Raw genomic sequence first — 13,873 nt, forward strand, 5'->3', positions numbered from 1 at the left:
AGCTGTTCAAAGCCTGCGTACGACTTGGCTTTTCAGAATCTGAATTTGACTTGATTTTTTCAGGTCCTGAGTTCGATTCGTTTTTTTAGAGCCTGAGTTCAACTCGATTTTTCAGGTCGATGTAACCCTGAAGAACACCCTGATCGGCTCCCTCTCCCTCCGGGAGAGGGCTGGGGTGAGGGCTCGATCTGATCACCGCCCACGATCCAACTGACCAAGCCCCGGAGCGTCACAACAATGTCCGCCCCCCAACCCACCTGGCCCGACCAGCACAAAGCCTGCCTCGCCCTGGCCTTCGACCTCGACGGCCCGACCGGCGATGCCATGCTCAACAACTCGATCTGGCACAAACCCGAATACTTCGGCTTCGGCGGCTACGGCCCCTACCGCGCCCTGCCACGCCTGCTGGACCTGCTCGACGCCTTCAAGATCCCGACCACCTTCTTCGTCCCCGCGTGGGTCGTGGAAAACTGGCCGAAGCAATGCCAGGCCATCGTCGAGCGCGGTCATGAAGTCGCCTACCACGGCTACAAACACGAATCCTTCTACGCCCTGACGCTGGACCAGCAGCAGGCCGTGATGAACAAATCCCGCGACGTCTTCTGGCAATACCTGCACATCCGCGCCGAGGGGTTTCGCACCCCGTCCGGCGACTGGCGCGCGGAAACCCCGGCGATGCTGGCCGACAACGGCGTCATCTATTCCAGCAGCATGCGCGGCGACGACCGCCCGTATCTGGTCAACGTCCCCGGCCACGACACGCCACTGGTGGAAATCCCCGGCCGCTGGGAAATGGACGACTACGCCTCCCTCGCCTACACCCGCGCACCGAACTTCCCGTCCGGGCTCGACCGCACCGCCAGCTACGAGCTGACCCTCGACAACTGGCAACGCGAGTACGACGGCGCAATGGACGAAGGCCTGTGCCTGACCACCCTGTTCCACCCGAAAATCACCGGCAAACCGGGGCGCATCCTGTTGCTGGAGAAACTCTTCGAACACATGCGCCAGCGCGATGACGTGTGGTTCGCCACCTGCCGCGACGTCGCCCGCTGGTGGCTGAAGGAGCATCACCATGGCTGACGCTGACAACCTCTGGCCCGCCGGCAAACGCTGCGCGGTGGTGCTGACCGTCGATTACAACGACATCCACGGCATTCTCACCCAGGCCCCGGAAGTCGCCGGGCGCGACAAGACGCTCTCGGTATGGCGCTATGGCACGCAACGCGGCGTCGAGCGTTTGCTCGGCCTGTTCAGGGAACTCGGGGTGCGCAGCAGCTGGTTCGTGCCCGGCATCGTTGCCGAGGAAAATCCGCAGCACATAGCGGCCATCCAGGCTGACGGCCATGAAATCGCCTGCGCCGGTTACCGCCATCAGGATTACGACACGCTGGATCTGGCGGCGCAAAGCGCGGAAGTCGCCAAGGGCTGTGCAGCGCTGGAAGCATTGACCGGCGTGCATCCAACCGGTTTCCGGATTCCAGCGGGCAACGGTGCGCCGGGATTCATCGAAGCCTTGAAAGCTCACGGCATTCTCTGGTCGTCATCTTGGCGTGGCGATGACCTGCCGTTCTTGCATCCAACTGCGCCTGAAGTGGTCGAGTTGCCGCTGCATTACGAACTGGAAGACGAGCCTTACTTCGCCTTCAATCTGAGCCCGGCCGTGCCGCCGGCGCAATCGCGGATCGCCTCCTACAGCCATACCCTGGGCAACCTGCAAATGGACTTCGCCGGGTTCCACCGTTTCGGCCTGTGCTACGTGCTGCGCCTGCACCCGGAAATCATCGCCACGCCGGGGCGCATCGGTGTGCTGCGGGAACTGCTGCAAGGCATTCAGCAGCATGACGACGTGTGGATCGCCACCGGCGCCGAAGTCGCGCAGTGGTGGGCGCAAACGGCGGCGCCGGTCGCGCAGGATCATCCGGCGTCGGTGTATGAGCGCCATTATCGGGACTACCTCGTATGACCGAACGCATGCAGCGGCTGGCGCAGTTTTGCGTCGATACACGGTTTGAAGATCTGCCGCCAGCGTTGGTGGAACAGGCCAAGCGACACATTCTCGACACCTTCGGCGCAGCACTGGCCGGGGCCGACAGCGCGGTGGCGCTTCAGGCGCGGCAGGTGTTCGGCGCCGAACCCGGCACTGCGTTGGTCTGGGGTTCATCGTTGCGGGTCGGCGCGGGGCATGCGGCATTGCTCAATGGCATCGCCGCCCATGCGCTGGAGCTGGACGACACCGGCGGTTGCGATCATTCCGGCGCGGTGGTGTTGCCGGCGGTGATGGCGGCGCTGTCGCTGGTGGATAGGCCGGTGGACGGTCGCGAATTCATCACCGCCGTGGTCATCGGCTACGAAATAGGCCGGCGGGTGCTGGAAGCCTGCGGCAGTTATTCGGCGCACAACGGCGCCGGTTGGCATTCGACCGCCACTTGCGGCGTGTTCGGCGCGGCGGCGGCCTGTGCACGGATCTTTGCGCTGGATGTCGGGCAAACCGTGTCGGCACTGGGCATCGCCGGCAGTTTCAGCGGCGGGTTGTGGGCGTTCATCCATGACGGTTCGCAAAGCAAGAAACTGCACAGCGGTCGTGCGGCCGAGGGTGGTTTGCTCGCGGCGCGTTTTGCCCGTGAAGGCGTCAGCGGGCCGTCGGTGTTGTTCGAGGATGTCTGGGGCGGGTTTCTCAAAACCCTGGCGCCGGGCAGCGCGCAGCCGGATGCGCTGGATGCCGAATTGGGACAGGTCTGGAAACTCGCGCGCTGCTCGATCAAACCCTACGCCGCCTGCCGTGGCACCCATTCGGCCATCGATGCGCTTGGGTTGTTGCTGGAGCAATTGCAGATCGGCGCGGATCAGGTGGAAGACGTTCAGGTGAACCTGTGCGGGTTTCTGCTCGATATGTGCGGCGGTCGCGACACCCGCAGTCTGGCCGCTGCGCAGATGAGCCTGCCCTACGCCCTCGCCGCGCGACTGGTGCATGGTCATTGCCGATTGGAGGCTTACGACGAACAGCCACGCAACGATCCGCGCATCGCTTACTGGCTGACGCGCATTCGCCTTGAAGTGGATGAGCGACTGTCGGAGGATGGCGAGCCAGTGGTCGTTGTACGAACCCGCGACGGGCGTGAGGCGAGTATGTGTGTCGATGTGCCGCTGGGGGCGCCGGGCAATCCGCTGAGCGAGGCGGCGCTGGAGGAGAAGTTTTTCAGTCTGGCGTTGCGGGTCATTTCACCGGTCAAGGCTGAGCCTTTACTGGCGCAGCTGCGGCAACTGCAAACGCTGGATTCCGTGCGCGATCTCGAGCACCTGTTAACCGAATAAGGACATTTGATTTTCCGTGGCCACCTACTCGCTCGTTATCCGCCGCCTGATGATCGTCTCGCTGACCATCGTCGTCAGCCGCGCCATCACCAGTCCGTTGCTCACCCTGTTTTTGAGCAACAAGCTCGGCCTCAACCAACAGGATGTCGGGTTATTGCTGGGCATCGCGGTGTTCATCGCCACCCTGCTCGCTCTGTACGGCGGCTACATCATCGACCGGCTCGAGAAGCGTCGATTGCTGATTCTGGCGATGCTCTCCAGCTCCATTGGTTTCGTATTGCTGACCTTCGCCAAAGACCTGTACCTGACCACCGCGACTCTGGTCATCACCGAAACCGCCTCGGCGCTGTTCCTGATCGGCTCAAAAGCAATTCTCAGTGAAAACCTGCCCATGGGCCAACGGGCCAAGGCGTTTTCCCTGCGCTATACGCTGACCAATATCGGCTACGCCACCGGCCCGATGCTCGGCGTGGTAATCGCCGGGGTCTACCCGATTGCGCCGTTCCTGATTGCTGCGGGCATCGCTTTCGGCAGCATCTTCCTGATGATCGACATCCCGAAGGACGCCAGCCCGGTCGCCGCCATCGGCCAGCCGCAAAGCTTCCTGAAGACCCTGATCACCCTGAAAAACGACCGCACGCTGATCATGTTCACCTGCGGCTGTCTGCTCAGCACCGTGGTCCATGGCCGCTTCACCCTGTACCTGTCGCAATACCTGCTGGTGGTCGAGGATTCGCAGCGTGCGTTGCAAACCATGGCCGCCCTGCTCGCCTGCAACGCCATCGCGGTGATCCTGCTGCAATACCAGATCGGTCGTTTCCTCAACCGGGAAAAACTGCGCTACTGGATCGCCGCCGGCACCAGCCTGTTCATCCTCGGTTTGATCGGCTTCAGCCTCGCCGACAGCCTGGTGACGTGGTGCATCGCGATGTTCATCTTCACCCTCGGCGAGATGATCATTTACCCGTCGGAATTCCTGTTCGTCGACACCCTGGCCCCGGAAGAACTGCGCGGCAGCTATTACGGCGCGCAGAATCTGGCGGCGCTGGGTGGCGCGCTGAGCCCGGTAATTTGCGGCTTCCTGCTGATGCACACGCCGGCGCCGACCATGTTCTATGCCCTCAGCGCATTGACGGCGATGGGCGGTTTCCTTTGTTTCATGAGCGGGCGACGCGTGGCTTTACTGCATAAATAATGCACTGAAACTGCATTTATATGAATTTGTCAGCATCGTGATTGCTTGGCACACTGTGCGCGTTCCTCCCCCAATAGTTGGAACACTTCGAAGGACTTTCCGCGTTTACGGACAAGTCCTTTTTTTTGCCCTGAATTTCACCAAGGATCGATTCTGCATGCTCGCTCGCTGGTTGCCCGCCGCCATCAACACCCGCCCCACCGAATGGAGCCGCGCCGCCATCGGCATGGCCCTGGGCACGTTGTTCAGCGTGTGGGCATGCAGTCAGGTGTTCGGCATTGAAGTGGCCTACCACCTGATCGGCCCGCTGGGCGCTTCGGCGGTTTTGCTATTCGCGGTGTCGTCCGGCGCCCTCGCCCAGCCGTGGTCGATCATCGGCGGCTACCTGTGCGCAGGCGTCGTTGCGTTGCTGGTGGCCCACGTCCTCGGCCGAACCCTCGGCAGTGCGTGCCTCGCCGCCGGCATGGCCCTGATCCTGATGTGCTGGCTGCGCTGCCTGCACCCACCGGCCGGCGCCGTCGCGTTGACCATGGTGCTGGCCGACCCGATGACCATCGCGATGGACTGGAAAGCCCTGGAACCGGTGATGCTCAGCGCCGCGTGCCTGCTGCTGGCCGCACTGGCCTACAACAACCTCACCCGCATCCGCTACCCGAAACGCCCTGCCGAACCCGCGCCGGCTGTGGCCCCGGTGGATATTCAGTCCATCACGGCCGAGGATCTGAAATTGGCACTGGCCGATATGGAGGCATTCATCGACGTCACGCCGGAGGATCTGGAGCAGTTGATTCATGCCAGTGAACTGCACGCCAAGCGGCGCAGCATTGGCCAGGTGTTCCGCTGAGTCCGGAGCCAGTCCCTGTCAGCGTTGTCGATTGAAAAGAAGCCCCGATCCCGTGCATTTGGCCTAAGGTAAAAATGCAGACAGCCCGTGCACATATCCCCGTTGTACACGGCAAATTTGCACTGTTACGATCCGGTAACGCTCGCGCGCGAGCTTCTCGAATAAAGACAATAAAAGCAGGGAGTTAGTGATGACTGCTCAGGCTTCATCTCCGCGGACTTCGTCCATGGATGCCACGCCGCACGAAGTGCTGGCCGAGGTTCGCAATCACATCGGTCATCTGACCCTCAACCGCCCCGCCGGCCTCAATGCCCTGACCCTCGACATGGTGCGCCAGCTCCAGCAACACCTGGACGCCTGGGCCGCCGATGCCGATATCCACGCCGTCGTGCTGCGCGGTGCCGGCGAGAAAGCCTTCTGTGCCGGTGGCGACATTCGATCCCTGTACGACAGCCATAAAAGCGGCGACACGCTGCACGAAGATTTCTTCGTCGAGGAATACGCCCTCGACCTGACGATCCACCACTACCGCAAACCGGTGCTGGCGCTGATGGACGGTTTCGTCCTCGGCGGCGGCATGGGTCTGGTGCAAGGCGCCGATCTGCGGGTGGTCACCGAGAAGAGCCGTCTGGCGATGCCGGAAGTGGCGATCGGCTATTTCCCGGATGTCGGCGGCAGTTATTTCCTGCCGCGCATTCCCGGCGAGCTGGGGATTTATCTGGGCGTCAGCGGCGTGCAGATCCGTGCAGCGGATGCGCTGTATTGCGGCCTCGCCGACTGGTATCTGGACAGCAGCAAACTCGGCACTCTCGACGAACAGCTCGATCACCTGGAGTGGCACGACACGCCGCTCAAAGACCTGCAAAACCTGCTGGCCCGCCACGCCGTGCAAACCCTGCCGGATGCGCCGCTTGAGGCCTTGCGCCCGGCCATCGACCATTTCTTCGCCTTGCCTGACGTGCCGAGCATCGTCGAGCAACTGCGCGCCGTGACCGTCGCCGACAGCCACGAATGGGCAACCACCACCGCCGACCTGCTGGAAACCCGCTCGCCGCTGGCCATGGGCGTGACCCTGGAAATGTTGCGTCGCGGCCGGCACCTGAGCCTGGAACACTGCTTCGCCCTCGAACTGCATCTGGATCGCCAGTGGTTCGAACGCGGCGACCTGATCGAAGGCGTGCGCGCCTTGCTGATCGACAAAGACAAATCACCACGCTGGAACCCGCCGACCCTGGCTGCACTGCACGCCGAGCAGGTCGAGAGTTTCTTCCACGGTTTCGAAGATAGCGGGAGCTGAGCCATGCACGATCTCGAATTGACTGAAGACCAGGTAATGATCCGCGACATGGCCCGGGACTTTGCCCGCGGCGAAATCGCCCCCCACGCGCAAGCCTGGGAAAAGGCCGGCTGGATCGATGACGGTCTGGTGGCAAAGATGGGCGAACTCGGCCTGCTGGGCATGGTGGTGCCTGAGGAATGGGGCGGTACTTACGTCGACTACGTGGCCTATGCGCTGGCGGTGGAAGAGATTTCCGCCGGTGACGGCGCCACCGGCGCGTTCATGAGCATCCACAACTCGGTGGGCTGCGGGCCGGTGCTCAACTACGGCAGCGAAGAACAGAAGCAGACCTGGCTGGCGGACCTGGCCAGCGGAGCGGTGATCGGCTGCTTCTGCCTGACCGAACCCCAGGCCGGCTCCGAAGCACACAACCTGCGCACCCGCGCCGAACTGCGCGACGGGCAATGGGTGATCAACGGCGCCAAGCAATTTGTCAGCAACGGCAAGCGGGCAAAACTGGCGATCGTGTTTGCGGTGACCGATCCGGATCTCGGCAAGCGTGGCATCTCGGCGTTTCTCGTGCCGACTGACACGCCGGGGTTCATCGTTGACCGGACCGAACACAAGATGGGCATCCGCGCTTCCGATACCTGCGCGGTGACGCTGAACAATTGCAGCATTCCTGAAGCGAACCTGTTGGGTGAGCGCGGTAAAGGCCTGGCGATTGCCCTTTCCAACCTGGAAGGCGGACGTATCGGTATTGCCGCGCAAGCATTGGGCATCGCCCGAGCGGCGTTTGAAGCTGCGCTAGGTTACGCCCGTGATCGGGTGCAGTTCGGCAAGGCGATTGTCGAGCACCAGAGCATCGCCAACCTGCTGGCGGACATGCAGATGCAGATCAACGCAGCACGCTTGATGATTTTGCATGCGGCGCGGCTGCGTACGGCGGGCAAACCGTGTCTGTCGGAGGCTTCGCAGGCCAAGCTGTTTGCATCGGAAATGGCCGAGAAGGTGTGCTCGTCAGCGATTCAGATCCATGGCGGGTATGGGTATCTGGAGGATTACCCGGTTGAGAAGTACTACCGGGATGCGCGGATTACCCAAATTTATGAGGGATCTAGCGAGATACAGCGGATGGTGATTGCTCGGGAGTTGAAGAACTATCAGTTGTGACCGTGTCGGCCCCTTTTCCTCACCCCAGCCCTCTCCCGGAGGGAGAGGGCGCTGACCGAGGTGTCTGGCGTCATACATCGACCTGAAACATCCCGGTCGATTATGGAATTGCCTAACGAAGACACCAATCCCGCGCTATTCAAGCCTGAGTTCAACTCGGTAGCTCAGGTCGGTGCAACTCCCGAAAACAACTCGGTCAGTCCCCTCTCCCTTTGGGAGAGGGTTAGGGTGAGGGGGCTTTTGAGGGCGCCGCGTTATTTGCCTTGGAACTCGGCAGGCCGCTTCGCCACAAACGCCGCCATCCCTTCCTTCTGATCCTGCGTCGCAAACGCCGCATGGAACACCCGGCGCTCAAAGCGCACGCCTTCAGTCAGATTCACTTCAAACGCGCGGTTGACGCTTTCCTTGACCATCATCGCAATCGGCAGCGATTTGCTGGCGATCACCGCCGCGACTTTCAGCGCTTCATCCAGCAACTCGGCACTCGGCACGATCCGCGCGACGATGCCGCAGCGCTCGGCTTCCACCGCGTCGATCATGCGGCCGCTCAGGCACATTTCCATGGCCTTGGCCTTGCCCACCGCGCGGGTCAGGCGCTGGGTGCCGCCCATGCCCGGCAGCACGCCGAGGTTGATTTCCGGCTGGCCGAATTTGGCGTTGTCGCCGGCAAGGATGAAGTCGCACATCAACGCCAGTTCACAGCCGCCACCCAGGGCAAAACCGTTGACCGCCGCGATGATCGGCTTGCGGCGGTTGGCCACGCGATCGCTGTCGCTGAACAGGTCGTCCATGTAGATCTGCGGGTAGGTCAGATCGGCCATTTCCTTGATGTCGGCGCCGGCGGCGAAGGCTTTGGTCGAGCCGGTGATGACGATGCAGCCGATGTTCGCGTCGGCTTCAAAACCATCGAGCGCGCGGTTCACTTCGCTGACCAGTTGCGCGTTCAGGGCGTTCAGCGCCTGCGGGCGATTGAGGGTGATCAGGCCGACGCGGCCATGGGTTTCCAGCAAAATCGTTTCATAACTCATGTGCAGATTCCTTCTCAAAGATTGCGCGAAATGACCATGCGCTGAATGTCGCTGGTGCCTTCGTAGATCTGGCAGACCCGCACGTCGCGGTAGATGCGCTCCAGCGGGAAGTCGTTGAGGTAACCGTAACCGCCGAGGGTTTGCAATGCCATGGAGCAGACCTTTTCGGCCATTTCCGAGGCGAACAGTTTGGCCATCGACGCTTCGACCAGCGCTGGTTGGCCGCTGTCGCGCAGGGCGGCGGCGTAATGCACCATCTGCCGCGCCACGGCGATCTGGGTGGCCATGTCCGCCAGGCGGAACGCCACGGCCTGATGCTCGATGATCGGCTTGCCGAAGGTGTCACGCTCGCGGGCGTAATCACGGGCGGCTTCGAACGCGGCGCGGGCCATGCCCACCGATTGCGAAGCGATGCCGACACGGCCGCCTTCGAGGTTGGCCAGGGCGATCTTGTAGCCCTCGCCCTCCTCGCCCAACCGGTTGGCCACCGGCACTTTCACGTCTTCGAACAGAATCTGGCAGGTGTCCGAGGCGTGTTGGCCGAGTTTGTCCTCGATGCGGGCTACTTTGTAACCCGGCGAATCGGTCGGCACGATGAAAGCGCTGATCCCGCGCTTGCCGGCGCTCGGGTCGGTGACGGCAAACACGATCACGACCCCGGCGTTCTGCCCGGAGGTGATGAACTGTTTGCAGCCGTTGAGCACGTAGTGATCGCCTTCCAGCCGTGCGCGGGTTTTCAGGCTGCTGGCGTCGGAACCGGCCTGGGGTTCGGTGAGCGCGAAGGCACCGAGCGTCTCGCCGCTGGCCAGCGGTTTGAGGAAACGCTCACGCTGGTCGTCGTTGCCGAACTTGAGGATCGGCACGCAACCCACCGAGTCGTGCACGCTCATGATCGTCGAGCACGCGCCGTCGCCGGCGGCGATTTCTTCCAGGGCCATGGCGTAGGCCAGGTAACCGGTGTCGCAACCGCCCCACTGCTCCGGCACCAGCATGCCGAAGAAGCCCAGCCCGGCCATTTCGCCGATGGCTTCTTTCGGGAAGCGATGCTCGCGATCCCACTCGGCGGCGAACGGTTTCAACCGTTCCTCGGCAAACTGCCGAGCCATGTCGCGGATTTGTTGCTGGTCGTCATTGGGAATCATGGCAAATCCTTAACTCGGGTTCAGACGCACTCGACAGCCATCGCCGTGGCTTCGCCGCCGCCGATGCAGATCGCCGCGACGCCGCGCTTCAGACCCTTCTGGCGCAGGGCCGAGAGCAAGGTCACCAGAATCCGCGCGCCGGAGGCACCAATCGGATGGCCCAGGGCGCAGGCGCCGCCGTGGATGTTGAGCTTGTCGTGAGGGATTTCCAGGTGGGTCATCGCCGCCATGCCGACCACGGCGAAGGCTTCGTTGACTTCGAACAGATCGACCTGATCCAGCGACCAGCCGGTTTTCTTCATCAGCTTCTTGATCGCGCCAATCGGCGCCACCGGGAACAGGCCCGGGGTGTCAGCGAAGGCTGCGTGGCCGTGAATCACCGCCAGCGGTTTCAGACCCTGTTTCTGCGCTTGCGACTGACGCATCAGCACCAGTGCAGCGGCGCCGTCGGAGATCGAGCTGGAGTTGGCCGCAGTTACCGTACCGCCCTCGCGGAACGCCGGTTTCAGCGAAGCGATCTTGTCCAGTTTGGCTTTTGGCGGCTGCTCGTCGTTACTGATCACAACCTGTTCTTTGCCAACGGTCACGGTCAGCGGAACGATCTCGGCCTTGAAGCTGCCGTCCTTGATCGCCTGCTGGGCGCGGGTGGTCGAGGCAATGGCAAAGGCGTCCTGAGCCTCGCGGCTGAAGTCGTTGGTTTCGGCGCAATCCTCGGCGAAGGTGCCCATCAGGCGGCCCTTGTCGTAGGCGTCTTCGAGGCCGTCGAGGAACATCGAATCCAGCACCCGGCCGTGGCCCATGCGGTAACCGGCACGGGCGCGATCCAGCAGATACGGCGCGTTGGACATGCTTTCCATGCCGCCCGCGATCACCACATCGGCGCTGCCGGCCAGCAGCATGTCGTGGGCCAGAATGGTGGTTTCCATGCCCGAACCGCACATCTTGTTGACCGTGGTGCAGCGGGTGGATTTATCCAGCCCCGCGCCCAGCGCAGCCTGACGCGCAGGCGCCTGGCCGAGACCGGCCGGCAATACGCAGCCGAACATCACTTCATCGACCGCATCGGCGGCGACACCGGCACGCTCAACCGCCGCCTTGATTGCAGCGGCGCCCAGTTGCGGCGCGGTCAGGCTTTTCAGTTCGCCCTGAAAACCGCCCATCGGGGTGCGGACGGCGCTGACGATGACAATCGGATCGTTGGAGATGGTCATGGGAAATCCTCCTTACTTGGCGGCCATGCGCAAGGCACCGTCGAGACGGATCACCTCGCCGTTGAGCATGCTGTTTTCAATGATATGCCGCACCAGCGCGGCGTACTCGGCAGGTTTGCCCAGACGCGGCGGGAACGGCACGCCAGCCGCCAGCGAGTCGCGCACTTCCGGGGTCATGCCGGCCATCATCGGGGTTTCGAAAATGCCCGGGGCGATGGTCATCACGCGGATGCCGAAGCGCGCCAGCTCACGGGCGGCAGGCAAGGTCAGGCTGGCGATCGCGCCTTTGGAGGCGGAATACGCGGCCTGGCCGATCTGGCCGTCGAACGCCGCAACGGAGGCAGTGTTGATGATCACGCCGCGCTCGCCGTCAGCGTTGGCTTCGCTTTCGGCAATCGCTGCCGCTGCCAGACGCAGCATGTTGAAGCTGCCGATCAGGTTGACGTTGATCACCTGCGCGAAACTGGACAAGGCGTGCGGGCCGTTCTTGCCGAGGATTTTCTCGCCGCGAACGATGCCGGCGCAGTTCACCAGACCATTCAGACTACCGTAGGCTTTAACGGTCGCCTGCACGGCGGCTTCGGCGGCGGCTTCGTTGCTGATGTCGGCCACCACACTCTGCGCACCGAGGCGCTGGGCCTGGGCGGCGACGGCGTCGGCGTTCATGTCCACCAGCATCACTTTGGCGCCGGCGCTCACCAGCAATTCAGCGGTGGCGGCACCCAGGCCGGATGCGCCGCCGGTGACGATAAAAACCTTGTTTTCGATCTGCATGACTGTTTCCTTGGATTCAAGCTGAAACGTTGTGCGCCGCGGCCTCTTGAGCCTTGGCGATTTCCTGGTTGCGCAAGATAAAGCGCTGCAATTTGCCGCTCGGGGTTTTCGGCAACTCGCTGACAAATTCGATTTCACGGGGGTATGAATGCGCGGCCAGACGCTTGCGCACGTGTTGCCGCAGTTCTTCGGCCAGCGCAGGTTCCGCGCGGTATTGCGGGTTGAGCACGACGAAAGCTTTCACCAGTTCGGTGCGCTCCGGATCGGGCTTGCCGACCACTGCTGCCTCGACGACGGCCGGGTGTTCGATCAGTGCGCTTTCCACGTCGAACGGGCCGACCCGGTAGCCGGACGTGGTGATCACGTCATCGCTGCGGCCGACGAAGCTGATGCTGCCGTCCGGGTTCCACTCGACGGTGTCGCCGCTCAGGTAGTAATTGCCGACGAAGGCCTTGGTCGGCGCGCCTTGGTAACCGGCGAACCAGCACATCGGCGACTGTGTGCGGTCGATGGCGAGGATGCCGGGCTGGCCGACGCCGAGTTCGTTGTTCTGCTCGTCGAGCACCACGATGCGATGGCCCGGCGAGGCGAAACCGGCGGCGCCGAGGTGGATCGGGTGTTCAAGGCCGTGGTGGTTGCACAGGACCATGCCCAGTTCGGTCTGGCCGTAATGGTCGTGAATGACCACGCCGAGGTTGTCGGCGAACCAGCGGATCACTTCCGGGTTCAACGGCTCGCCGGCGCTGCTGACGATCCGCAGCTTGCCCTTGATCGACTTGGCGAACTCATCGCCGCCGGCAATCAGCAGGCGATACGCCGTGGGCGAACCGGTGAGGTTGGTGATCCCGTACTTGTTGATTACCCGGCAGGTGCTTTCGAGGGTGAACGGGCCATCGTAGAAGGTGATCGGATGGCCCATCGACAACGGACCGGTCACGCCAAAATAGATGCCGTAGGCCCAGCCCGGATCGGCGACGTTCCAGAACGCATCTTCCGGGCGCAGATCCACGGCATCGCGGGTGTAGCTCTGGAACGCCACGATGGCTTTGAGCGGCACCGACAGCGCTTTCGACGGGCCAGTGGTGCCTGAGGTGAACATCAGCAGGAACGGATCTTCGCCGGTCAGCATCACCGGTTCGCAGACATTGGAATGGTTGGGCAGCTCGGCCCAGAAACTGAAATCACCACGGACGATGCCCTGGCCTTTCGGACCGCCAACGGTGACCAGCGTCGGACAGTCGGCGACTTCGCTGAGTTTCGGCCGGTTGGCGGCGTCGGTCACCACGACTTTGGCGCCGGAGCTGTTCAGGCGATGTTCGAGGGCTTTCGGGCCAAACGCGGTGAACAGCGGTTGATACACCGCGCCGATGCGCCAGGTGGCGAACACGGTGATCAGCAATTCGATATTGCGTGGCAGCAGGCCGGCGACCTTGTCGCCCTTCTGCACGCCCTGGGCGAGAAGGAAATTGGCGAAACGCGCGGCTTTGTCCTGCAGGTCGCTGAAGGTGTACGTCGCACTGGCGCCATCGCGGCCTTCCCAGAACAGCGCGATACGCCCCGGAAGTGCGTGGCGGTCACAACATTCGGCGCAGGCGTTGAGCGCCTCGAGCGTGCCGCTGAGTGCGGCGTCCACGGTGTGCTGATAATCAAACTGTGCGGTGGCAGACAAGTAATCGCGCATTGCCAGAATCCCTCTGTTCTTATTAGGTTGGGGAACCGTAAACAACAGAGGAATACTCGCGCCGCACGCCGTCTGCGGCAATGGTCAAAGCCCTCAAAGTGGATGACTGGTTTGGCCAAGATTCCGGACTTTGATCGCTCCCACGCCGCGCCGCGATGATCGTTCCCACGCTCTGCGTGGGAATGCCTCAAGGGACGCTCCGCGTTCCAGCTCTGGAAGGGACGCGGAGCG

The 13,873-nt window shown here is 62.7% G+C and carries 12 protein-coding genes; 7 read left to right on the forward strand and 5 right to left on the reverse strand.

Annotation, left to right across the window (positions count from 1 at the left end):
- Positions 1–237 precede the first annotated feature (237 nt).
- From AC07XZ_RS06575 to AC07XZ_RS06605, 7 genes are all read left to right on the forward strand, one after another.
- Positions 238–1,083, forward strand: coding sequence for a polysaccharide deacetylase family protein (locus tag AC07XZ_RS06575; protein WP_102686100.1), 846 nt, complete (start codon positions 238–240; stop codon positions 1,081–1,083).
- Positions 1,076–1,966, forward strand: a complete 891-nt coding sequence (locus AC07XZ_RS06580) for a polysaccharide deacetylase family protein (protein WP_102686099.1) — start codon at positions 1,076–1,078, stop codon at positions 1,964–1,966. The genes AC07XZ_RS06575 and AC07XZ_RS06580 overlap by 8 nt, the downstream gene beginning before the upstream one ends.
- Entirely contained in the window at positions 1,963–3,315 is a 1,353-nt protein-coding gene (locus AC07XZ_RS06585) for an MmgE/PrpD family protein (protein ID WP_102686098.1), read from the forward strand. Before AC07XZ_RS06580 ends, AC07XZ_RS06585 begins: the two co-directional genes overlap by 4 nt.
- A gap of 16 nt (positions 3,316–3,331) precedes the next feature.
- Entirely contained in the window at positions 3,332–4,510 is a 1,179-nt protein-coding gene (locus AC07XZ_RS06590; RefSeq protein WP_102686097.1) for an MFS transporter, read from the forward strand.
- 157 nt (positions 4,511–4,667) lie between these two features.
- Positions 4,668–5,354, forward strand: coding sequence for an HPP family protein (locus tag AC07XZ_RS06595; protein ID WP_102686096.1), 687 nt, complete (start codon positions 4,668–4,670; stop codon positions 5,352–5,354).
- Between the two features lie 190 nt (positions 5,355–5,544).
- Complete coding sequence (locus tag AC07XZ_RS06600) at positions 5,545–6,651, forward strand: enoyl-CoA hydratase/isomerase family protein (RefSeq protein ID WP_102686095.1); 1,107 nt, start codon at positions 5,545–5,547, stop codon at positions 6,649–6,651.
- A gap of 3 nt (positions 6,652–6,654) precedes the next feature.
- Positions 6,655–7,806, forward strand: coding sequence for an acyl-CoA dehydrogenase family protein (locus AC07XZ_RS06605; RefSeq protein ID WP_039768643.1), 1,152 nt, complete (start codon positions 6,655–6,657; stop codon positions 7,804–7,806).
- 254 nt (positions 7,807–8,060) lie between these two features.
- Here AC07XZ_RS06605 and AC07XZ_RS06610 read toward each other — a convergent pair whose 3' ends face one another.
- Genes AC07XZ_RS06610 through AC07XZ_RS06630 form a run of 5 tightly spaced genes read right to left on the reverse strand, consistent with a single transcriptional unit; the run spans position 8,061 to position 13,642 of the window.
- Positions 8,061–8,834, reverse strand: coding sequence for an enoyl-CoA hydratase (locus tag AC07XZ_RS06610; RefSeq protein WP_039768644.1), 774 nt, complete (start codon positions 8,832–8,834; stop codon positions 8,061–8,063).
- A 14-nt stretch (positions 8,835–8,848) separates the two neighbouring features.
- Positions 8,849–9,976 (reverse strand): acyl-CoA dehydrogenase, encoded by a 1,128-nt coding sequence (locus AC07XZ_RS06615; protein WP_102686094.1) that lies wholly within the window; start codon positions 9,974–9,976, stop codon positions 8,849–8,851.
- A gap of 20 nt (positions 9,977–9,996) precedes the next feature.
- Positions 9,997–11,187: an acetyl-CoA C-acyltransferase gene (locus tag AC07XZ_RS06620; RefSeq protein WP_102686093.1), complete on the reverse strand. Its 1,191-nt coding sequence runs from the start codon at positions 11,185–11,187 to the stop codon at positions 9,997–9,999.
- A gap of 12 nt (positions 11,188–11,199) precedes the next feature.
- The gene (locus tag AC07XZ_RS06625) at positions 11,200–11,961 is read right to left on the reverse strand and encodes an SDR family NAD(P)-dependent oxidoreductase (RefSeq protein WP_085745584.1); all 762 of its coding nucleotides are present in this window, start codon (positions 11,959–11,961) and stop codon (positions 11,200–11,202) included.
- 16 nt (positions 11,962–11,977) lie between these two features.
- On the reverse strand, positions 11,978–13,642 hold the full coding sequence (locus tag AC07XZ_RS06630; protein ID WP_102686092.1) for an AMP-binding protein: 1,665 nt from the start codon (positions 13,640–13,642) through the stop codon (positions 11,978–11,980).
- Between the last annotated feature and the right edge of the window lie 231 nt (positions 13,643–13,873).

This window comes from Pseudomonas sp. GW458-11-26-14-LB4 (assembly GCF_059423925.1).